The sequence below is a fragment of the Gemmata palustris genome (assembly GCF_017939745.1).
Lineage (GTDB): Bacteria > Planctomycetota > Planctomycetia > Gemmatales > Gemmataceae > Gemmata > Gemmata palustris.
On record NZ_JAGKQQ010000001.1, the window covers coordinates 581,971 to 603,851 of the forward strand.

Consider the following 21,881-nt stretch of genomic DNA (forward strand, 5'->3'; position numbering starts at 1 on the left):
GTTTTTAGCCCCACCGGGCTAAAAAACCGTTCCTCTGTCTGATCCGCGTAATCTGCGTTATCCGCGGCTCTTTTCCTGCCTTTTTGTGTTCCGTTTTGATCCGTTGCGCTCACACGCTCATCACGACTTTGCCGAAGTGCGCGCCGCTTTCCATGTATTTGAAGGCGGCCGGGGCTTCGGCGAACGGAAACACGCGATCGATCACCGGCCGGATCTGCTTCGCTGTAATCACGCGGTTCATTTGCTCGAACATCGCGCGCGAGCCGACGAACACGCCCTGGAGCCGGACCGCTTTCATTAGTACCGCTATTGGGTTAAACGGCCCCATGCCGGCGAGTACGCCGATTAGCGCGACGTGCCCGCCCGTTTTGACGGCCTTCACCGAGCGTTCGAGCGTGCCCGCGCCGCCGACTTCTACGACGAGGTCCGCGCCGGCTCCTCCGGTCTGCTGGCGCGCCCATTTGTCCCAGTCCGGGTTCGTGCGGTAGTTCACGCCGGCCGCGGCTCCGAGCGCTGCTGCGCGGGCGAGTTTTTCGTCGCTACTGGACGTAATCAGCGCGCGTGCCCCGAGTGCGTGGGCGAGTTGCAGGGCGAAAATGGAAACGCCGCCGGTACCTTGTAGCAGCACGGTCGTACCGGGGGCGGTTTCCGCTGCTGTCAAAGCGTTCCAGGCGGTCACCGCCGCACACGGGAGCGTCGCGGCTTCCTCGAACGTGAGGTGAGCCGGGATCGTAACAACCGCGCGCTCGTCGAGCGCCACGAATTCGGCGAACACGCCGTCGCGGTCGCTACCGAACGTCGATTTCGCGACCGCGTCGGTGATGGGTCCGTCTTCCCAGTCGGGCATGAAGCAGTTCATTACACGATCATCGGCTTTGAAGCGCGTCACGCCCGGGCCAACTGCGACCACCTCGCCGGCCGCGTCGGACCCGAGGACGCGGGGGAACTGGAGCTTGGGGTTGTACTGCCCTTTCGCGAGTAGAAGATCGCGAAAATTCAGCGACGCGGCCCGCACGCGGACCAGTACCTGTCCCGGCCCCGGGGTGGGGGCGGGGCGCTCCGCGACCGCGAGATTTTCTAATCCGAACGCGGGTTGGATGACGAGTGCCTTCACGGTATTGCTCCTCATAGGGGGGCGACACGGGCGCACGGGCTTTCGACCTGTGCTACAGAAGTCGGCCCTTTTGGGGTGAAGAAAAGGGCGCGCCGCGTTCGATTTTCTCCTTCGTCTGGGGGCGTGAATTCGGCCGGCGCACAAAGGATTTCACGGAATTCACGATTCTGCCGCCCGGACTGTCTATGGTAAACTGGGCACAGTCCGGCTGACGAACCGTCCACTCGCGTCTGGTTATTCGCTGATGGATTCGTCCGACTCGCTGAAAATTGACGAGCACCTTGCGCGCTTTCTGGCCGCCTACGACCAGGGACTTGAGGGCGGGGACACGGACGCGCTGACGGTCAACGTTCCGTTCCCGCCGCCCAGCTCGTCCTCGGTGACCACCGAGCGCCCCGTTACCCCGATGCACCCGGACGCACCGAACGAGGGGTCGCTCGGCGAACTGCTCCCGGACCCCGGGTACCGGCCGGGCCGCTCCTCGTTCACACCGCCCCCTTCGTTGACGGGAAGTGCGCACCGCATCGGCCGGTTCGAGTTGCGCCGGCAGCTCGGCAAGGGCGGGTGCGGAATCGTCTTTCTCGCCTACGATCCCAAGCTCCGGCGCGAAATCGCCCTGAAGATCCCGCGCCCCGAAATGCTGCTGAACGCGGACGCGAAGCGCCGGCTCAAACTCGAAGCGCTCGCGGCCTCGGAGTTCGATCACCCCAACCTCGTCCCGGTCTACGAGTGGGGCGAGATCGGCCCGCTCTGCTTCATCGCCACCGCGTTCTGCCCCGGCCTGACGCTCGCGGAGTGGATCGACCGACAGGCGTTCCCGGTTCCGGTGCGCCAGGCCGCGCGGCTCGTCGCGACCGTCGCCGACGCGGTGCAACACGCGCACGACCGCGGCGTTCTGCACCGCGACCTGAAACCGAACAACGTGATCCTCCAGGAAATGAAGGTCGAGGAGAACGACGAGGCGCCCGCCGGCAGCGTTCAGATGCGCGGGGAGTATTACGTCCCGCGGGTGGTGGACTTCGGGCTGGCGAAACTGGCCGAGCGCGGCGGGCCGTCGGAGACCGGCACGCGCCAGATCCTCGGCACGCCGAAGTACATGGCCCCGGAACAGGCCCAGGCCCGGCGCGAGGACATCGGCCCGCCGGCCGACGTGTACGCGCTCGGGGTGGTGCTCTACGAACTGGTCGCCGGGCGCGCGCCCTACGACGGTGCCAGCGACGTCGAGGTGCTCCGGCAGTCCGTCGAGGGGAGGGCCACGCACCCGCGCCACTTGCGCCCCGACCTCCCGCGCGACCTGGAAGCGATTTGCTTGAAGGCAATGGCCCGCGACACGGGCGACCGGTACCGGACCGCGATCGACCTCGCCGACGACCTGCGCCGGTTCCTCGACGGGCGCCCGACGGTCGCCCGGCCGCTCGCGTGGTCCGGGCGCGCGGTCCGCTGGCTCCGCCGCAACGACCAGATCGTGGCCATTGCGGTGCTCGCCGTCATCGCTCTGTCCGTCACGCTCCTCGGGACGTGGAACTCGTGGCAGACGCGCAACCTGCGCGACGACCGCAACAAAGCGCTCAGTGACCAGGCCGACCGCCACCGGGCCGATCAACAGCGCGAGTACGCGCGCCACGTGCGCGACGCATATTATGCGTGGCGCGGGGGGAACACCGGGGGGGCGGTCGACGCGCTCGATTCGGCCCGGCGCGCGGCGAGTACGCTCGTAGAATCGACCGACTTCACGCACGATTACCTTTCGCGGCTCGTCAAGTCGGACCGGCTCCTGATCGAGTGCCCCGCGGGGGCCGTTACCGCACTCGCGGCGGCGCCCGACGGCACGCGCCTCGCCACCGGCCACGCGGACGGCACGCTTGCTGTTTGGGACCGCGCAACGGGGAACCCACTCGGCACACTCAAAGCGCACGCGGGGGACGTGACGCACGTCGCTTTTGGCCTGGGCGGAACCGTGATCGTGACCGTCGGGCGGTTCGATGATTCCTCCTCGACTTTGACCACCTGGAGCGCCGCCCCGACTGGTGCTTTATCGCGCGCGCCGGACGGTCGGCGGTTCGCCATCGACGACGTGAGCTGTTGTGCCGTTGCGCCCGACGGGAAGACCGTGTTCGTCGGTGGTCCCGGCGGTTCGTTGATGAAGGTGCAACTCGCGACCCCACACGTGCGGCTCGTGATTCCGGGGGCCGCGAACGGGTCGGCAATCGCGGCCATCGCGGTCGCGCCCGACGGCACGAAAGTGCTGACCGCCGACGCGGAGGGAATTGTCTGCCGGCGGGCGACCGATTTGAAGCGCGAGGAGCTGCCGGTTCCCGTGTCCCGTGCGGACGTCTCCGCGCTCGCCGCGACCGCCCGCGGCGTGCCCGTTATTGGGACCGAAGGCGGGAGCGTGTTCGTCGCGGGCGCGTCCCAATCGACTCCGGCCGGGGGGAGCGTTTCCTGGATCGCGACCAGCGGGACCACTATTGCGACGAACGGGAAACCGGGGCGCATCCGCCTCGGCGCAGCGGACCTCGCGACCGGCGATTCGGGCGCGGTTCTCGCTGGCGCCTTCTCGCCCGACGGCAAAACTCTGTTCACCGGCAGCGACGACGGGACCGTTCGCTCGTGGGACGTGGACCGCGACCCGCGCGCCCGCGGCGCGTGGACCGAGGGCCGGGTCGTTTCGATCTCCGTCGCGAGCGCGGACGGGACGTTCGTTGTTGCGACGGACCGTGCTGTTAAGCGCTACGGGACCGGTGCGGTGGCGAAGATCTCCGGCGCCGTTCGGGTCGTTCGGGTGCTCGAGGGGGGGGGGACCCGCACGGTCGCGTTCGACGGGAAGTCGGTCGTGGTGTCCGATCTGGTCGGTAGCAACACGCGCGAGTTGTTGCGGGCCGGATCACCCGCCCGCCGCGCGCTCACCGATGCCGCACTGACACCGGACGGTGCGCGGGTGGCCGCCGGTGACGACTCGGGACGGGTAACCGTGTGGTCGGTTACGGACCGGACCGTTTTGGACTCGATCGATACCGGCCTCCGGCGCCCGGTGCAGGATCTCGCCCTCTCGGACGACGGCCGGTTCGTCGCGGCGCGCACCGCGACCGGTGTGGGGGTATGGGCCGTTGGCACCCCGACCTTGTTCGCAACGCTTTACGTCGATGATCGGGCCGTGTTCCAGTTCCTCCCCGGGAGCGACCGGATCGCGGCCGCGGGGCGCGACGGGGGCATTGTTGTGTGGTCCGTCGGGGGCCGGGAAGAGATGCGCCTTTTTGGTCACGTCGGGCGCGTGACCGGTTTGGGCGTGTCGCCCGATGGTCGCACGTTGGTCAGCGGTTGTGCCACGGGCGAGGTCGTGTTCTGGGATCTCAAGACGGGGCAGGATTTGTTCGCATTTCAGCGGCACTCCACGCCGGTGACCGTCATTGAATTTGCTACCGATGGCAAATTCATGGTCACGGGTGGGGACGGTCAGATCGCGGTCTGGGACGCCCGGGATTAACTCCGCATTTCGTAGTAGGGTGGGTCGAGCCGGCTCTGCGGCGAAGGCCCACCACAACCATTGGCTACCACGCCGACCGGTCGACTCCGCATTTCGTAGCCCACCACAACCATTGGCTACCACGCCGACCGGTCAACAAACGTCACCGGTGTCCCTTCTTGGGGTCACCGGTTGTGGTGGGCCTTCACCGCAGAGCCGGCTCGACCCACCATGCAACAATTGGACGCCCATTGTAACCAGCGATCGCTACTGTGTTGCTGGCCTCAACAAACGGTGGTGCTGGCGTGTTTTCCGTGCTCCTGGTTGGGGTGGGGGCGAGCCGCAGAGTCGGCTCGGCCCCACAAAATACGTTACGCGGTTCCCGCGATGATAATGAGCGGGCGCTTCGCCTCGTCGGGTTCGGCCCGGCGGATCAGGTCGCGCACCATCCACGGCACGTTGCCTTCGCCGAAGAGGAGGAACCCGAGCGTGCCGGACACCGGGCTGTCATCGGTCCACCCGAAGTGGACTTCCGGCGGGCGCCCGACTTTCGCCATTTCCAGGGCGAGGGCCGCGAGCGTGTGCGCGATGGACGCGGCCCGCGTGATCTTCACGACGTAGCGCCCCTCTTCGCGCGTCACCCGGAGTTCCGGCTCGTTCACGAAGTCGCTCGTGTCGTCCAGTTCCACTTCGACGAACACGATCATCAGGTCGCGCGGGATGCGGTGCTCGCGCCGGATCTGGCCCTCCTTGTTGGCGAGGCTCCGGCGCCCCGGGCGGTGCGGCACCAGAACCGTGAGTTCCAGGTCGCGGATCGTGTCCCACATGAGGCGCGATTCCGCGTCCGGGAGCTTGAACCCGGCGAACCGCAGCTCGCGGCTCCGCGCCCACCGCGACCAGAACGACGTGACCAGAATCGCGAGGATGAAGAACCCGGCGATCTTGATACCGTCCGGCTTCTCGAACACGTTGGCAATGGTGGTGTAGACGAACACGAGCGTGATGAGCACGAACGGCCAGCACAGGCGCGCGTACCAGCGACCCGTGCGCCGTTGCCAGATGTCGATCACGCTCGCGACGCAGGCGCTGGTGATGAGTACCAGCACGCCGGTCGCATACGCGGCGCTCTGCGCGTCCACGTTCGCCCTGAAGATCACGGTCACGATCAGGTTAATTACGGTAAACAGCAGCACGAGCGGGCGCGTCGCGCGGGTCCACTCGGGGGCCATGCCGTACCGCGGGAGGTACTGCGGGACGAGGTTGAGCAACCCGGCCATCGCGCTCGCGCCGGCGAACCACAGAATGACGACGGTCGCGATGTCGTAGACGGTCCCGAACTCGTCGCCGAAGAACGGGAGCAACTTGCCCTCCCGGTTCTCGCCGTGCGCCAGGTACGCCAGCGCGCGGTCCTTCGCCTTCAGATCCTTGTCGGCGACCCCGTCCCGCTCGTCCCCGGCCGCGTTCACTTTCACGAGGTGTTCGGGGGGGACCAGGCACCCGACCACCACCGACGAGCAGACGAGGTAAACGGACATGATCGCGGCGGCGGTAATGAGCAGCTTGCGCGTGTTCGCGATCCGGCCCTTCGGGTTCTTCGGGTCGTCCGTCGGCCGCCCCTTTACGAGCAGCATCACGGCGACCCCGGTCTCGAACCCGGACAGGCCGAGCGCGAGTTTGGGGAAGATAATCAGGCTGATGGCGACGACGGTGAAGAGCCCGGTGCCCGCGAGCGGCCGTTCGGACTCCTTCAGGTACCACTCGCCCGACCGCACGTGGTCCACCAATTGATGGAACGCGGCCGGGTTCTCGATCAGGTGCGCGACGCCCGCCCCGATCACGATCGCGCTCAGAACCAGGTACGCCCCGACGATGACGACCGCCAGCCCGATGACCTCGCGGAACCCGCGCATGAACGACGCGCCGAGGAGCATCAGCAGGAACCCGGTAACGTACACCGCCTGCCGGGTCTTCTCCGCGTCGTCGGGAACGGCCAGTGGCCAGTTCGGGTTCGTAATCATGTGGACGGCGGCGTCCGCCCCGGAGAGCGTCTTCGTGATGACGAAGTCGGTGGCGGCGAACCCGAGCAGCGTGAGGACGAGCACCTTTCCGCCCCACCCGGAGACGAGCTTCGCGAGCATCCCGATCGAGCCCTGCCCGGTGTGGGAGCGCCCGCACACGTACCAGTAAATGGGCAGCGCGCCGAACAGCGTGACGAGGACGAGGACGATCGTCGCGAGCGGCGCGAGGAGGCCCGCGTTCTCGTAGGCGATGGACGGCTGGTAGCCGAGGGTGGAAAAGTAATCGACGCCGGTCAGACACATCACCCACAGCCAGAAGGACTGGTGGTGCGGTTTGGCCGGCTCCGCGTGGGCACCGGGTTGATCGCTCATTTGAGGGGGAGGCGTGCCGCGCGCGAGCGCGCGCGACGGGCGCGGGCAGCGAGCGGTGAAAAGGGCGGTTACAGGTTGATCGCACCGCCCCAAAACCGAACGCTAGTCTATCGGGAAGGGCGACGAGAATCCATCGCGCGCGCGATTCATTGGGGCGAGAGTTGGAGTTTTGCCGCGCCGTAACTCTCGGCGTCACATTGCGTTCCACAACCACTTCACGACAAACACCGTGCCCACGATCCCCCCGCCCACGATCAGCGCGAACGCCGTAAAGGTGCCGATCAGTTTGAGCCAACTCGATGCCGCGGCCGTGCGGCGGTTCTCGATGGCCCGTTCCACAAGCGCGACGTTCTTCACGTTCGCTTTGTACAGCACATCGAGATAGTCGCCGAAAATCGGAACCATCCCGAGCACCGCGTCGATCAGCAGGTTGAGCAGCATTTGGGCGATCACGACCGACGGCACCCCGAGGCGCGTCGCGGCGCGGAGAATGTACGCGCCGATCGCCGCGCTACCCACGTCGCCCACGACAGGGAGGAGGCCGAGGAGCGCGTCCAACCCGACCTTGAGGTTCGTGTTGGGAAGCGTGACCGCTTCGTCCATCACCTTGGCTAACCCACGGATGATCGTGAGTTCGGCCTGCTCTGCCGGCGTGGGAAGAATCCGAACCGTTGTCAGTTCCGGTACTTCTTGGGGTCCACGCTGTGGTACTTGATATGCGTTCGCTTCCACGTGTAAGTGATCTCCAGCGTGCCCGCGGCGGACTGAATGATGGCAGGGTACGAGTATTCGCCCGGTTCGGTTTCGAGGTCCACGACCCGGGTCCACGTTTTGCCGTCGTCGGCCGAGCGCGCGAGACTGATCGGGGTGCGGAGGAGAGCGGTGGGGTTGTAAATCAGGAACACGTCCCCCTCCTTGGTCTTCACGCAGTCGACTCCCGCACTCGGGTTCGCGAGCTTTGTTTCCTCGGCGGGTGAAAACGTCGCGCCGCCGTCCGCGGATTCCGACCGGCAAATCATGCGCGGGTTGCTCGACCGCATCAACGCAACGAGCTTCCCGTCTTTGGTTTCAAACAGGGTCGGCTGAATCTGGTTGAACTTCTCCGGCACCGGGAACGGGTTCGAGCGCTTCCAGGTTTTGCCCTCGTCGGTCGAGCGATCCACGAACGGCGTCCAGTTGCGATAACTCTCCCACGATGTACCTGCGAGAATCGTGCCGTTCGCGAGTTGAATCGGCTTCGCGCGCACCGGGCCGACGAGTGTGCTGGGCATGATTTCGGGCTTCGTCCACGTCTTGCCGTTGTCCGTCGAGGTGCGGACGTACCCGGTCCAGTTGTCCGGTTTCGGGCCGGCCTTGTACCAGAGGAAGAGCGTCCCCTTCGCGGTCTTGAACAGCACCGGGTTCCAGCACGGTTGCCCCGGCTCGGTGCCGACCACCTTCGGTTCGCTCCACGCTTTGCCCGCGAAGGTGCTGGCCCAGATTTGCACGTCCTTCGCGCCTTCGTCCTTGCCGCCGAACCATGCGGCCATGAGCTTGCCTTCTTCGTGCTCCACGATGGTGGAGGCGTGGCAGGACGGGAAGGGGGCTTTCTCGAAAATGAACATAGGAGTGTCGTGTGTTAGGAGGAAATTTATGTAGACCGAGTGACTCTACAACTGGTTAGGTGAGTCGTGAGTTCTTGGCTCCGCTCTTCCAAATGTGCGGCTTCTATGAGCGAGGCTCCGTCCAGCAGAACGACTGGGCGCGTTGTCAATCGCTGCGCGGCTTCACTTTCAGGTAGATTGAGGGCACGAGATACCAAGGTTAAGAGATCCGTCTGCGCACTCGCCTTACCTCCAGGGCCGTCCTCTTTCCAGTCGTAGCACTCCGCGACAACACTGAAAAGCGTGGGCGTTGGATTGCCGATGCGATCTGACGGACGGACTGCGAGTCTCATAGTGCTGTCGTCAAATTTGGGAAGCAATTGCCCGGCAGCATCAATCGATACCCAAGTCAAGACTCGGTTCGGAAGGTAATGCGCAATTGCGATTGCAGACCCGAGTTGGACCTTAAATACCTCGCGAATTCGCTTGATAGATTTGATTTTGTCGGAATAGTCCAGCATCACGAGGTCGAACCGTGCTGCCGCGGCCTCTTTCCACTGCGTTGGCAATGCGGCTCCGAGTTTGTTTGCGTGGGTGGCTTTACCCGAGATTAAATCAATGTCGTCACCAAGCGTCGGGAGGTTCACAACGAGTCGCAAATACTCCGCTTTCACTGGCTCGTTGTGTTCGTCGAGCCAGTCGGCGTAGACGAGCCGCGTCGTATCGTCGGCGGGGTTCGCCTTCAGCGCGGCCAGAAACGCGGCTTCGTCCGACAAGGTCTGCTCCTCTCGTTCAGCCGGTGACAATCTGTTCCTTCGCTGCGTCCCACATCACCTTCTTGCCGGTGCGGTACGCGATGTTCGCGAGGTGCGCGGCGGTGATGACGCGGTGCCCCAACTCGATCGGCGAACTCGGGTCTTTGTTGTCCTTCACCGCGCTGAGCCAGTTGCGGACGTGGAGCGGCGTTTCGTTCTCCACCTTCCATTCGGCTTTCGGCTTCATGGTGGGGGTGAACTTGTCGATCGTGTCGAACAGTTTGATGGACCCGCCCGCGTCCGCGTCGCAGTGGAGCGTCTGCTTCGTGCCGTAGAACGTGGCCCCGACGCCGTCGTAGCCGTTGATGAACTCCACCGCGAACGTGGCCGTGAACTTGCCGTAGTCCCACACGCCGTGGACCACGTCCGGCGTTTCCCAGTGCTTGAAGTGGTACGTACCGCCGTTGGTCGTCACGCTCTTGGGCATCTCGACGCCCCCGAGCCACTGAACGATGTCGAGCTGGTGCGCGCCGATGTCGGTGAGCAACCCGCCCGCGTAGTCCCAGTACCAGCGCCACGCCCAGTAGCGAACCGGGTCGAACGGCACCTTCTTCGCGGTGCCGAGGAACGCCTCCCAGTTCACGCCCTTCTGCTGCGCCTCGTCGAACGACTTCGGCGGCGCGAACGGGTCGCGCTTGATCCAGTTGCGGCAATCCCACACCTTCACCCACACCAAGTCGCCGAAGTCGCCGGACTGAATCACGTCCTTACATCGCGCCCAGTGCTCGCCGCTGTGCCGCTGGTTGCCGACCTGCACGATCTTCTTCGCCTTTCGCACGGCCGCGACCATCTCCTTGCCCTGTTCGATGGTGTGGCTGAGCGGCTTTTCGCAGTAGGCGTGCTTGCCCGCGGCCATCGCCGCGAGCAACTGTTCTTTGTGGTGGTGGTCCGGGGTCGCGATGATGACCGCGTCCAGCCCCTTGTGGTCCAGTAGCTGCTTGTAGTCGTCGTAAACAGTAGGTTTCGGTCCTTTGACCTTCGCCAGTTCTCCGATGATGTATTCGTGGCGGAACTTGGCGATGTCTGCGACTGCGACGACGTTGTGCCCGGCCTTGACGCACTCGGTGCTGATCGTGCGCCCGCGGTTTCCGCTACCGATGAGACCGATGTTGAGGCGCTCGTTGGCTCCGAGTGCGTGAACGGCGGGCGCGCCAAGCGCGATGGCGCCTGCGGCCGAACTCGCGATGAACGTGCGGCGGTCGGGAGAAGACATTGGCGTGAAGCTCCGTCTCGGCGAATGGGGAGAGAAGAACGGAGGAGATGCTAACCGAAGACGTGCCCCGCGCGAAGCTGCTGATTTGTTCGACGAGGGTGCGCCCGCGCCCGTCGTGACATTGAGGAACGGGTGCGATTGCGGCCCGATGCCGCTCACTTCACTGCTTGAGCACCTTCAAGAACTCATCGAAGGTGGGCACAGAGGCGGCCGTATCGAACCAGTGATTCAAGAGGTCGGCGCTCTCCTGCTCACTGATGATTTTGGTGACTTCTGCGGAGGCCTTGCCCGGGAATCGTGTGTTGAGGAGTCGCACGACCAGTTGCTGCTCCTTGCGCAGTTCAGCCCGGCTGATCCATTCGTTCACAACTTGCGATTCGGTCATATCGAAATCCTCCAGTGCGCGTTTCCAAACGATACTTCGGCCGGCCAACTCCGCAAATACCAGTGCGACAACTGCCAAGTCACCGCGCCGCACGCGATCCTTTACACCGCTCGTGGCCAACTCCTTCCATCGAGCGATAGGCGCTTCTTGGTCGGCTCCGGCCATCAGGGGAACCCAGAACAACATTCCCCACGACACCGAGCCAGCGGTTACGGCATCGAGCGCTTTCGAGGCATCGTCTTCGGCGACGTTCCAAGTTCTTGTGGTATGTCTGGTACCCGAACCGTCCGGCAGGCGCATGTCCAGAGTATCGTCCGGGCACCGGTCCCGCGTGTAGACCAACCCAGTTGTGACCTTGTACTTACCTTTACGATCGGCGCCGTGACGCGCTCGACTTCGGAGAACCGCGACCTCTTCCAGTGTCACATCGAGTTTATCCGCATCGGGTTGTGCCTGAAACTCCAACACCAGCAGCCACGGTGCGTCGTTGGTAGCACCGGTATCGAGGGCCGCGACTAAATCGGCAGTTCGGTCCGGTCCGCCGGGGAGGGGAATCGTCCGTGTGTCGAGCCATTCACGGAACGTAAGCGCCAGCCCGGACCCAGTGAGCAGACGGGCCGGAACTACACCGGCATCGGCTTGCGCTGCGAACCGCGCTGCTTGGTCGAAAACACCCATTTCGTGTCCTCAGCTACACCCCCGCGACCAGTGCCGCAATTCGGGCCACTTCTTCCGGGAGCGGGGTGCGCTTGTAGCGGTACACGCCGTTGCCGAACGCCACTTCGGACTCTTCGTCCGCACGCATTTGTTCGGAGACGCATAGCACGAACTTGCCTGGCACGCCCTTCGCCAAGTTCTTGTAGTGCGTTTCGATGTCGCCCTTGCGCCAGAAGCCGAATATCTCCACGAAGACCTCTTTCCCGGTCTTGACGTGCGTCAATTTGAAGTCCGGCACCCATGTGCTGGTCGGTAGCAGAATCGGGTGCGGGTCGGTGTCCAGAATCCAGCCCTTGACCTTGGTTGCGAAGGTGTCCCCGAACATCTGGAGTTCGGGCGGGGTGTACACGCCGAAGTCCGCGGTGTGTGATTTCAGCCCGTCCAGGCCCGAAAGCTGGAACGTCTTCTCCTTGCGCTCCGCGCCCCAACGGATGTTCGCACGCAGGTCGAACGCCTTGCAGTGCAAGAGTGTCGGCAGGAACATCGCGAGCTGCAACCCGTACTTGTTCGTGGACGAGAACAATGAGAGCGGGCCGTCGAGCGTGAGTTTGTAGCTGTTTCCCGGCGTCTCCTGAATCGTGCAGATGAGCCGGTGGAACTTCACCGCGCGGAACAGTTGGCGGAAGCGCGCGGGGGTTTCGGCGTAGACTCGCAGTTCCATCAGGGTGCAACGCAGCAGAATCGACTGCGCGAGCGCCACGTTGTAGCGGTTGAGGAGCTGTTCCGCGGTGATGTCTTCAAACGAGATGACGCGCTGCTCGTCCTTGAGGTCCGCGAACAGGCTGCGGTCGATGTCTTCCGGGGCGATTGTGAGTGACAGTTGCTCTGCGACTTCCTTCATGACCCCCGCGCGGTCGAACGGGCGCATCGCGTTCGCGGCTTCGGCGCGCGCAGCGGCCGCGGCTTTGAAGACAGCTTCGCGCAACTGGTCGGGTGGGTGGTCGGCTGAAACCTCGAACTCGCACCGGTCTTCGAGTAACTTCGCGAGCCCGGCCGGGAGCAGCCCGCGCGGGCCTTCCGGTATCAGGTCGGTGAATTCATCTTCGATCTCGCCGCGCGTTCGGCCCGGCGAGCCCCGGTACGCGAACAACAGTTGTTCCGCGAGCGCGAGAAGGCTCTCGTCGCCCGGTTCGACGTACAGCGGAACGAGCCGGTTCTTCGCGTGCCGCACGCGAACCATCTTGCCTGTTAGCATGGTATCTTTCCGGGCGAACGGTCGGTGTGAGCCGGCCGGTGAGATTTACGGCGACTGTTAGGATCCCCACCGACCGGCTCACACCGGCCGTTCGCCAAGTTCATTGGAACGCGCGGTGTTGTCGGCGGCGGTCGCTGACGAACTCTTCTGCGGTGTTGCGGGCGATCACTTCGTACAGAATCGCCTGTTTGTCGCCGTATTTGCGGAGGATGCGCCCGAGGCGCTGGACGTTTTCCGTTGCGCTACCAGTACCCGAAAGCACAATCCCCACGCCCGCGGCCGGCACGTCGACGCCCTCGTTGAGCACCTGGCACGTTACGACCGCGTTGAACGCTCCCGAGTGGAAGTTGCTGAGAATCGCCTTGCGTTCCTTCGGCTTGGTCTGGTTCGTCATCGCGGGGATGAGGTACCGGCGCGCGATCTCGTACACAGTGGCGTTGTCCGCGGTGAAGATCAGCACGCGGTCGTTCGCGTGGCGCACGAGGAGCTCTTCGAGGAGCTTGAACTTTCCGCTCGCGGCTTGCACGATGCGCTTCTGCTCGCGGTAGGCGCGGAGCGCCTTCCAGCCGTCGGGCGTCTTGCTGGCTTCAAAGAGGAACCGCCGGAACCCGTCCGGTCCGCTCATGCTGATGCCGCGCTCGGCCGTGAAATTCTTGTACTCCTCGCGACAGTTGCGGTACGTCTCCTCTTCTTCCTGCGTGAGGTTGACGAAGACCTGTCGCGTCTCGTAGGGGGCGAGGAATTCGCCCGCCACGTCCGTGATGTCGAGCCGGTACGAGATCGGGCCGATCAGTTGCGGGAACATCTGTTCGCCGCCGTCCGCGCGTTCGGGGGTGGCCGTCAGGCCCAGGCGGAACGGGGCGAGGCTCGCGTTCGCGGCTTGGGAGTACGATTCGCCGGGCAAGTGGTGGCACTCGTCGAAGATGATGAGGCCGTACTTGTTCGACCACTTCTCCAGGTGGATGTAGGCCGAGTCGTAAGTGGTGACGGTGAGCGGTTGGAAGTTGTGCTCGTTCCCGCCCACCATGCCGACGGGTACGCCGAACGACTGTTCGAGTTCGCGCGCCCACTGCACCATCAGGTCGATCTTCGGCGTGACGACGATCGTGGGCCGGCTCACCTTCTCGATGCACAGGAACGCTACGAACGTTTTGCCGGTGCCGGTCGGCATCACGACCACCCCGCGGCGCCCGCCCTTCATCCAGGCGTTCAGGGCGTTCAGTTGGTACTCGCGTGCGGTGCGCTCCGCGTTCAACTTCCAACCGGCCGGTTCGTTTTGCCAGCCGCGCGCGGTGTCTTCGTAGGGGATCTTCTCGCGGACGAGGTGTTCCACGATGGAGCGGTAGTGCCGACCCTGGGCGCGGTGGGCGGTGGTGCGCGGGTCGAACACCACGCCGGGCAGCGTGTTGAAGACGAACCCGGGCGGGCCGCCCGTCACCGTTACGGTGCCGCGATCGTAACTCAGCGCAACCGGTGTATCGCTCATACCCCGGATTATGACGCGATCCGCTGCGGTTGCCTAGCGCAGCCGGGTATCATCGACCGACTTCCCGCAAATTTCGCGCGACGCGCGCGGGCTGCGCGGGGAGTACAAGGGGGGAAGGGGACCAGATGAACGCGACCCGGCCGGCGGAAATCTTGCGGCAGTTGGAGCAGCCCGGCGCGACCGATGCCGAGTTACTCGCGCACTTTGCCACTACGAAAGATGCCGCCGCGTTCGAGTTACTGGTGCGCCGACACGGGGCACTGGTACTGGGCGTGTGCCGCCGCGTGACGAGGAACGCGCAGGACGCCGAGGACGCATTCCAGGCCACGTTCCTCGTGCTAGCACAGAAAGCTCATTCTCTCCGAAATGCTGCATTACTCGGGAACTGGTTGTACGGCGTCGCGTTCCGGGTCGCGTGGCGGGCGCGCCGGTCGGCGGCTCGGAGAAGTACGCGGGAGGTCACGATGTCGAACCTGCCCGACTACCCCGCGCCCGCTCAGTTAGGTGCAATGCCGGAACTGGCTCCGATTCTGGACGAGGAACTCGCCGCGCTCGCAGAGTGCTACCGCGAAGCGATTGTGCTGTGCGACCTGCGCGGCGCATCACGCGAAGAAGCTGCAACCGCGCTGGGGATTCCCGAAGGCACGCTGTCGAGCCGACTCGCCAACGGGCGCAAGAAACTCGCGGCGCGGCTCACGAAACGCGGAATCGCACTCTCGGTCGCGATCTTGCCTGTGGCCGTTTCCGAAATGCAGGCCGCAACGGTACTTCCGAACGAACTGCTTACGAAAACGTGCGGGTTGATTGCTGATTACTCGGTCGGCGGCGCTGTTCGTGGTCCGCTCGCCAAACTCGCAAAGGGGGGATTGACCGTGCGCCAGACGCTTGTGTTCGGGTTAGTGACGGTCGCCGTAGTTACGGGAGCCGTGTTTGCCGCGCGGCCGGGTGATGCGCCACCGGATGCACCGCCGAAACCGCCGGTTGTCGCGGAGAAGCCTGAACCCGTGCCTCAACCGAAAGTGGAGCCGAAGCTCAACGATAACGCGTTCACCACCGAGCCGAAAATGCAGCGTTCATTTGATCTGTACGTCAGCGACCCTACTTTGCCCATGTGGAACGTGACTGGCACGCACCTCGCCGTCAGCGGTTCAGAATCTGTGGGACCGGCCGAAGCCAAGAAGACAAGGGCGATCGTGTGGTTGTTGGGCGTCTCTCCCAATGCCAAGCGCATGGACGCGGACCCCAGCGCAGCCGCGAACCTTATCGCTGTCGCGCCCGATGGTACGGGGGTTGTCACTGATCTCCGCGAGTACAACCTTATCAGCGGGCACCACAGCCTGGACTTTTGGGGGGCGCGTCCGCCAGGGGGCTTTGTTGGCGTTTCAGCAATGCGTCCGGCGGATCTGGTTACCAAGCGCACCGTTGAATTAGACCCAAAGGAAACACACGGTTACGCTTTCGCTTCCGACTGGAAGACGTACCGTACCGTCGCCTATCACCGTGATATCGCTGGTTCAATCACGAAACTCGAGGTCGTAGAGGCGGACGCCACGACCGGCAAGTTGGGTAAGTCGTTTCTGAAATTCGATCCAGTTAAGTACACACTCTCACCGAACGGGACACGTCTCGCCGTTTTCGACGAGGGTGAGACGAAAGTGACGATATTCGATGTGGATCGTGGGGTGAAAATTTCTGATTATCCACTCCCGACCGATAAGTCTAAAAGGGTGAGACCGGGACCGGGTTATAATCGATCACACATCGTTTTTTCCCAAGACGGTAAGCGGCTACTTGTGTCATGGGGTATAGGTCGCTCAAAAGTATTAGAAACAGACACGGGTAAGGCACTGCCCGACCTCGAAGGGGCTGCGACGGGAGACCTACTTTCTGGGATGTCCACCTTTACGGGTGATGGTCGGTTACTGGCCGCCGTGTGCCAAACTTACAAAGCCACTACTCGGCAAGCCGACGACAGGAGGAACTCGGAAGATTGGGTTCCAGGCATGGTTGTTCTCGTCGTCTGGGACACGCAGACGGGCAAGGCGCTAAAGACTTGGCCCGCATCCAAGGCGAAACTAGCATTTTGCCCGACCAAACCACTACTCGCGATCCTTGAACCGCACGGTTCGGAAACCCGTGTCGGGTTCTGGGATTTCACCGCGGAGGAGGGGAAGAAGTAGCTCCGCGCTTGACTCCTTCGTCTCCGGGTGCGACGGTAAGAGCACTTCGCACTCGGAGCTTCATCATGTCCGCGCTCACTCTTCACGCCAACACCGCGGCCGATCTGATGAGCGCTGCGCCAGTCTCGCTAGTTGACACCGCGACCGTTGCAGAAGCATCCGCGTTCCTCACCGAGCGCGGGTTCGGCGCCGCGGTGGTGATTAACCCCGGTGGGCACCCGGTCGGCGTGGTCACGAAGACGGACATTCTCCTCCACGCGCGTCACGCGGGCGGCACCAGCCCGACCGACACGACCCCGGTGACCGAGGTGATGACCCCCGCGGTGTACACGATCCGCGTGGAAGCGCCAGCCCGGTCGGTGATCGAACAGCTACTCGAACTCGGTATCCACCACCTGTTCGTGGTGGACCCGAGTGGCGTCGTGGTCGGCGTGATTAGCCCCGTGGACGTGCTGAAAAAGTTACGGTGAAGCTCCCGTTCGGCTTTGCCCCCGAGGTGCTCGATCGGGTTACTTCGGCTTCGGAATGTACGAGAGCAGGTAGAACGCCAGCGCGCAACAGATGACGCCCAAAAACATGATGAGCCACGCCTGAAACACCCAGGCGTAAACGCGACGGTACGGCGGGGCCGGTTCTGGTGCGCCGGTCGGTATGGCAGAAGCGGACGTTTGTGGTTTCGTGGCCTGTGACATCGTTCTCTCCTCGCGTCGGCGAACCCGTTCATCATCGACTTTTTAACGCCGCTCTTCCAGTCGGTGTTGGTGAGTGTCGCGCGGTTCGGACCCAAAGGTCCGAATTGTCGGCCCAGACGGGACGTTCGGGCGCTACAAAAAGAACAATGGGTGTGATCGGCCCGATTCGGGACCGACAGTGCCCGAATCGGAGTGCAATTGGACCCGGTTGCGCGGGTCGCGGCAGTTCCCCTTGCACGCAACTACCGCTCGGTGATTACGCGCAGGTTGAGCGTGTGAAGCGTTTCCTGCCCGGTCTTGTCCGAAATGGTCAGGATCACCGACACGGAGGAGGCGGAGAAGTCTTTGGGAACGTCCCAAGTGACGCCCCACCAACCAACTTCATTCGCACCCCCGAACCGATCCGCACGTCGAATTGCAGGAGCGAGTGCGTCACACCCCGGAAAGTGCCCCGGTGCTGCTGCCGAACTTATCGATCTCGAGCCCCATTTGGTGGAGCACGCGGACGAACAGGTTCGACAGGGGCTCGTTGTTCTTGCGGTCGAACGCGAGGTGGCCCGCGTGCTTGAACCCGCCGCCCGCCAGAATAATCGGCAGGTTGTCGCTGGTGTGAGCGGACGCGTTGCCGAGGTTGCTCGCGTGGACGATCACGGTCTGGTCGAGGAGCGACGAGCCGCCCTCTTCCGTCTCGTGCATTTTGCCGAGGAACTCACCAAAGAGCTTCATCTCCGCTTCCTCGATCGTCGCGAGTTGCTTGATTTTTGAATCGTCCTGCCCGTGGTGCGAGGCGTCGTGGTGCGAGACCGCGACGCCCGGTAGGTCGATGCGTTCGTTGTGGGACCAGAGAAACAAGGATACGGCGCGCGTGGAATCGGTCTGGAGCGCCAGGTGTACGAGATCGAACCACTGCCGCTCGCGCGCCAGCATCTTGTTGTCGGTGGTGTGGTCATCGGTAACCGGTTTGGCGCTCACTTTGGGCTTGGGCGTCTTGACCCACGCCTGGTCCTGTTGAAGGCGCTGTTCGGCCTCCCGGATGGACGTGAGCATGAGGTCGAGGCGCTGGCGGTCGGTCGGGCCGAGGGTCTTCGCGAGCGCGTTGGCCTGCTCGCGCACGCCGTCGAGGATGCTCTGCCCGCTCTTGATGCGCTCGATCTCGCGCGCGACTTCTGCGGGCGTACCGTTAATGAACAACTGCTTGAAGGCTTGTGTGGCCCGGTCCTCGGACGGCAGTTTCACGCCCTTGCGGTTCCACGACAGGTCGCCGCCACCGAGTTGCAGGGACGCGAACCGCGTCTCGCCCCCGAGTCGCCCCGCGACCTCCTGATCGAGCGAAATCGTGTTCCGTAAGTCGCCCTGGCGCATCCCCTCTGGGGCCACGCCGGTGAACAGCGCGGCCCCGGTTCCGTGACCGCCGGGGTACCCGCGGTGCGACATCCCGGAGAACACGGTGAAGCGGTCGCGGTGGTCCTGGAGCGGTTTCAGGTACCGCGTCGGCTCGTAGTCCTTCCCGGCCTTCTGAGGGAACAGGAACGGCGCGTGGAACCCGAGCCCGCGCCCGATGAGGAGCACGCGCTTCGCTCGCATGGCGGCCACTTTTTGCTCCGCGCCGCGCCCGATCGGGAGCATCGCGTCGAGCAGCGGGAGCCCGATCGCGGTGCCCGCGGCGCGGAGAACGGTGCGGCGGTTCAGCGGTGCGAGTGGCATTGTCGGTTCTGGGGTTCGGGGTTGGTGCCGCGCGGCGGGGGCGCACGCGGCCGGTTCTACTTGTTCAGGAACACGCGACTCTGCACGACCTCGTGAATCAGCGAGCGGAACGCGTAGTTCTTCTCCCGCGCTTTCGCGACCAGGTGCTCGATCACTTCGCGGTCGGCGAACTGAACGTCCGCGCCGGTGGCGTAAACGACGAGTTTCTGCGCGAGGTTGCGGGCGAGTTGGTCCTTGTCGGCGAGCAGAACGAGCTTGTAATCGTCGACGTCCTTGAACGGTTTACCGGCCGGGGTCTCGCCGCCCTTCTCGACGTCCAGTCCGCGGAAGATTTTTCGGCCCGGGTAGTTCACCAGCTCCACGGACGTGCCGCGCGTGCCGCGGTAGAACTCGCGCCACCCGCCGATGACGTCGAACGTTTCCAGAGCGAAGCCGGGCGGGTCGATGTGCTTGTGGCACGACGCGCACGCGGGCGTGTTGCGGTGCTTGTCGAGCTGCTGGCGGATCGTCGTCGCCCCGCGAATGTCCGGTTCGATAGACGGGATGTCTTGCGGGGGCGGGGCCGGGGGCAGGCCCACGATTTTGTCGAGCACCCACTTCCCGCGGAGCACGGGCGACGTGCGCGTGCCGTCGGCGGTCACCTTCAGAACCGCGGCCTGCGTCAGAACGCCCCCGCGGTGACTGCCCGGCGCGAGCTTCACCTTTCGGAACTCGCCCCCGGCCACGTCCGCGATCCCGTAGTGGTGCGCGAGCCGCTGGTTCAGGACGGTCCAGTCCGAGTGAACGAAGTTCGTCAGACTCAGGTCGTTCTTCAGGATCTCCTCGAAGAACAGTTGCGTCTCGCGCGGCATCGACCAGAACAGGAAGTCGTCGAACTCGCCGTACAGTTGCGGGTCCGGTGAGGTCGCGTTAATGTTCCGCAGGTCGAGCCACTGCCCGGCGAAGTTGGCCGTGAAACGCGCGGCCCTGGGGTCGTTGAGCATCCGCTCCACCTGTGTCCGCAGGACCGCGGGCTTTGTTAACGCGCCCTCCCCCGCGAGTTTGAACAGTTCCGCGTCCGGCGCGGTCGACCAGAGGAAGTAACTCAACCGCGAAGCGACCGCGTAATCGTCCAGGCGCGGGTTCTTGGCCCGCGCATCGGTCGGTTCGGTGAGAAAGAGGAAGTGCGGCGAGCAGAGCGCGGTCTTGTATCCCAGCAGCATCGCGTCCGCGAACGGCACCTTCTGGGCGAGCGCCGCGTGGACCGTCTTCACGTAGTAGTCCGCAAGGTCCTTTGAAACGGGCCGGCGGAAGGCCCGCGGGAGGAACGCCCGCACGAGCCGGTCGGCCTCCTCGCGCGGGCGCGCCGGGGCCGGGGTGAGCGGATCATAGATGTAGGAGTCCGGGTTGCGCTTCGCGGGCTGCGGCGGTTCCGGGCGCCCGGCGGCGATGAGTTTCGCGACGGACGTCGGCTTCAACGGCACCCCGCCAAACAGGTTCTCGTACCCCGCGCCGGGCCACGCGCCGATCGGCCCTTCGATTTCGACCCATTCCACGGCCAGCCCCGGACCCGGGTACTTGTCGAGCGGGTCTTTACTCAGCGCGAGGGTCCGCGGCGTCTCGGGTAACGACCACCCGGTGAAGACGATCACCTGCCGCGTGGTCAAGTCGAATTCGCCCTCGATGACCGTGGGCGCCCCCGCGGGCACGTCGCGCACGGCCCGCACGTCGGCGTCGTCGCGCCCATACTGGTCGCGGCACGAGAGCATCACCGGGAGCGGTTTGCCGCCGGTGCCCACGACGAAAACCGACGCCCGGACGCGGTAGCGCCCGGCCTGCGGCGCGGGGGCCGTTGCGCACGGAACGTGCCCCCAGGGGCGGACGTGCATGACGAGCGTGTCGCCGTCGAGCCGGACCACTTTGCCGAGCAGATCCTTGAGCCCCGCGACCTTCTCGGTGACCTGGCGCCCGGTCCGGCGCTCCTTGAACTCGGCCCGCGGGCGCGTCGGGATCACGGTGCGCAGCGCTTTCTCGGCCGCGTCCTGGTATCGCAGCAGGTGCGCGGAGGAGACATCGAGAACCGCGCTCACGTTGTCGAACCCGGCCGCGACGTTGTCGTCGGGCAGCAGGTCTTTCACCTCGACGTTCGAGCCGAGCAGGTCGCGCAGCGTCGTTTCGTACTCGGTCCGGTTGAGGCGCCGGAGCGCGACGCGCCCGTCCACCTGCTGCCGGTCCCGCGACGCATCGTGGAGGCGCGTCTGTAACCCGGCGAGCAGCGCCTGTGTGTCCTTCTCCGGCGGGCGCTCTTTGCTCTTGGGCGGCATCTCCCCGCGCGCGACGCGGTCGAACACCTTCACCCAGGTCGCGGCCGCGCCCGGATCGGTCAACTTTAACGGGAGTGTGTCGAGGCGCAACTCCCCGCGCTGGACATCGGGTCCGTGGCAACTCACGCAGTGCGCGTCAGCAAATGTGCGGACCTGCGCCTCGAAGGGAACGCGATCCTGGGCACGAGCGGGAGCAACCGAGGCTAGCAGGAGGACGCTCCCCCAAAACAAACGGGAACGGGTTGCGATCATGAATCCCGACTCCGTAGGAGCAGTTAGTCCGGTTTCAGGCTCCCGGTAGCGAGCCGCTCCCGCAACGGAACGGGCGCGCCTCGTCCACTCCGCTACGACGATCCCGAAACGAAGGGGTTCTTCCATTGTTTCCTAGTTTAGGGGCCGGTGGCAGCGGGTTTGTTCTGCTTTTGGGACTTTCTCCGGGTTACCCAATGGATATGGCATCGTCGGGCCGTTCATTCTGGTAGCCGACACGAAGTGAAGATGGGGATATGGCGGTTAACTTGGCCCGGGAGGATTGCTGCCCGAACTGTAGCTCGCGCTTGAACAACGAGCGGTTCCGTCCACAAGGCCGATTGCGCGGTGAACGGCGTAACGATCTCCGTTATGCAGGTGGTCGTTCGCGA

At 64.5% G+C, this 21,881-nt stretch carries 15 protein-coding genes; 3 read left to right on the top strand and 12 right to left on the bottom strand.

The genetic code is table 11. The features are described 5' to 3' along the window. Positions 1–109: 109 nt before the first annotated feature. The gene (locus J8F10_RS02355) at positions 110–1,114 is read right to left on the bottom strand and encodes a zinc-dependent alcohol dehydrogenase family protein (RefSeq protein WP_210652283.1); all 1,005 of its coding nucleotides are present in this window, start codon (positions 1,112–1,114) and stop codon (positions 110–112) included. 244 nt (positions 1,115–1,358) lie between these two features. On the opposite strand from J8F10_RS02355, the gene J8F10_RS02360 reads away from it, so the two are divergent. Further along, the gene (locus J8F10_RS02360; protein WP_210652284.1) at positions 1,359–4,598 is read left to right on the top strand and encodes a WD40 repeat domain-containing serine/threonine protein kinase; all 3,240 of its coding nucleotides are present in this window, start codon (positions 1,359–1,361) and stop codon (positions 4,596–4,598) included. A gap of 350 nt (positions 4,599–4,948) precedes the next feature. Here the strand turns inward: J8F10_RS02360 and J8F10_RS02365 are convergent, their stop codons facing one another. From J8F10_RS02365 to J8F10_RS02400, 8 genes are all read right to left on the bottom strand, one after another. Continuing rightward, positions 4,949–6,967 (bottom strand): amino acid transporter, encoded by a 2,019-nt coding sequence (locus J8F10_RS02365; RefSeq protein ID WP_210652285.1) that lies wholly within the window; start codon positions 6,965–6,967, stop codon positions 4,949–4,951. Between the two features lie 192 nt (positions 6,968–7,159). Continuing rightward, a complete protein-coding gene (locus J8F10_RS02370; protein ID WP_315854060.1) occupies positions 7,160–7,699 on the bottom strand; it encodes a DUF4112 domain-containing protein in 540 nt (179 codons plus the stop codon). Beyond that, positions 7,642–8,571, bottom strand: coding sequence for a sialidase family protein (locus J8F10_RS02375; RefSeq protein ID WP_210652287.1), 930 nt, complete (start codon positions 8,569–8,571; stop codon positions 7,642–7,644). Before J8F10_RS02375 ends, J8F10_RS02370 begins: the two co-directional genes overlap by 58 nt. A 26-nt stretch (positions 8,572–8,597) precedes the next feature. Continuing rightward, positions 8,598–9,326 (bottom strand): TIGR02996 domain-containing protein, encoded by a 729-nt coding sequence (locus J8F10_RS02380; RefSeq protein WP_210652288.1) that lies wholly within the window; start codon positions 9,324–9,326, stop codon positions 8,598–8,600. Positions 9,327–9,342: 16 nt separating this feature from the next. Next, complete coding sequence (locus J8F10_RS02385; protein ID WP_210652289.1) at positions 9,343–10,578, bottom strand: Gfo/Idh/MocA family protein; 1,236 nt, start codon at positions 10,576–10,578, stop codon at positions 9,343–9,345. A gap of 160 nt (positions 10,579–10,738) precedes the next feature. Beyond that, positions 10,739–11,641: a hypothetical protein gene (locus tag J8F10_RS02390; RefSeq protein WP_210652290.1), complete on the bottom strand. Its 903-nt coding sequence runs from the start codon at positions 11,639–11,641 to the stop codon at positions 10,739–10,741. A 13-nt stretch (positions 11,642–11,654) separates the two neighbouring features. Beyond that, positions 11,655–12,875, bottom strand: a complete 1,221-nt coding sequence (locus J8F10_RS02395) for a DUF790 family protein (RefSeq protein WP_210652291.1) — start codon at positions 12,873–12,875, stop codon at positions 11,655–11,657. Between the two features lie 100 nt (positions 12,876–12,975). After that, the gene (locus J8F10_RS02400) at positions 12,976–14,361 is read right to left on the bottom strand and encodes a DEAD/DEAH box helicase family protein (protein WP_210652292.1); all 1,386 of its coding nucleotides are present in this window, start codon (positions 14,359–14,361) and stop codon (positions 12,976–12,978) included. Between the two features lie 125 nt (positions 14,362–14,486). Here J8F10_RS02400 and J8F10_RS02405 point away from each other — a divergent pair, with 125 nt between their 5' ends. Further along, a complete protein-coding gene (locus J8F10_RS02405; RefSeq protein WP_210652293.1) occupies positions 14,487–16,541 on the top strand; it encodes an RNA polymerase sigma factor in 2,055 nt (684 codons plus the stop codon). Positions 16,542–16,606: 65 nt separating this feature from the next. Then, positions 16,607–17,011, top strand: coding sequence for a CBS domain-containing protein (locus tag J8F10_RS02410; protein WP_210652294.1), 405 nt, complete (start codon positions 16,607–16,609; stop codon positions 17,009–17,011). A 39-nt stretch (positions 17,012–17,050) separates the two neighbouring features. Here the strand turns inward: J8F10_RS02410 and J8F10_RS02415 are convergent, their stop codons facing one another. From J8F10_RS02415 to J8F10_RS02425, 3 genes are all read right to left on the bottom strand, one after another. After that, positions 17,051–17,233, bottom strand: coding sequence for a hypothetical protein (locus tag J8F10_RS02415; RefSeq protein ID WP_210652295.1), 183 nt, complete (start codon positions 17,231–17,233; stop codon positions 17,051–17,053). 432 nt (positions 17,234–17,665) lie between these two features. Next, positions 17,666–18,937, bottom strand: coding sequence for a DUF1552 domain-containing protein (locus J8F10_RS02420; RefSeq protein ID WP_210652296.1), 1,272 nt, complete (start codon positions 18,935–18,937; stop codon positions 17,666–17,668). Between the two features lie 56 nt (positions 18,938–18,993). Beyond that, positions 18,994–21,492 (bottom strand): DUF1592 domain-containing protein, encoded by a 2,499-nt coding sequence (locus tag J8F10_RS02425; RefSeq protein WP_210652297.1) that lies wholly within the window; start codon positions 21,490–21,492, stop codon positions 18,994–18,996. Between the last annotated feature and the right edge of the window lie 389 nt (positions 21,493–21,881).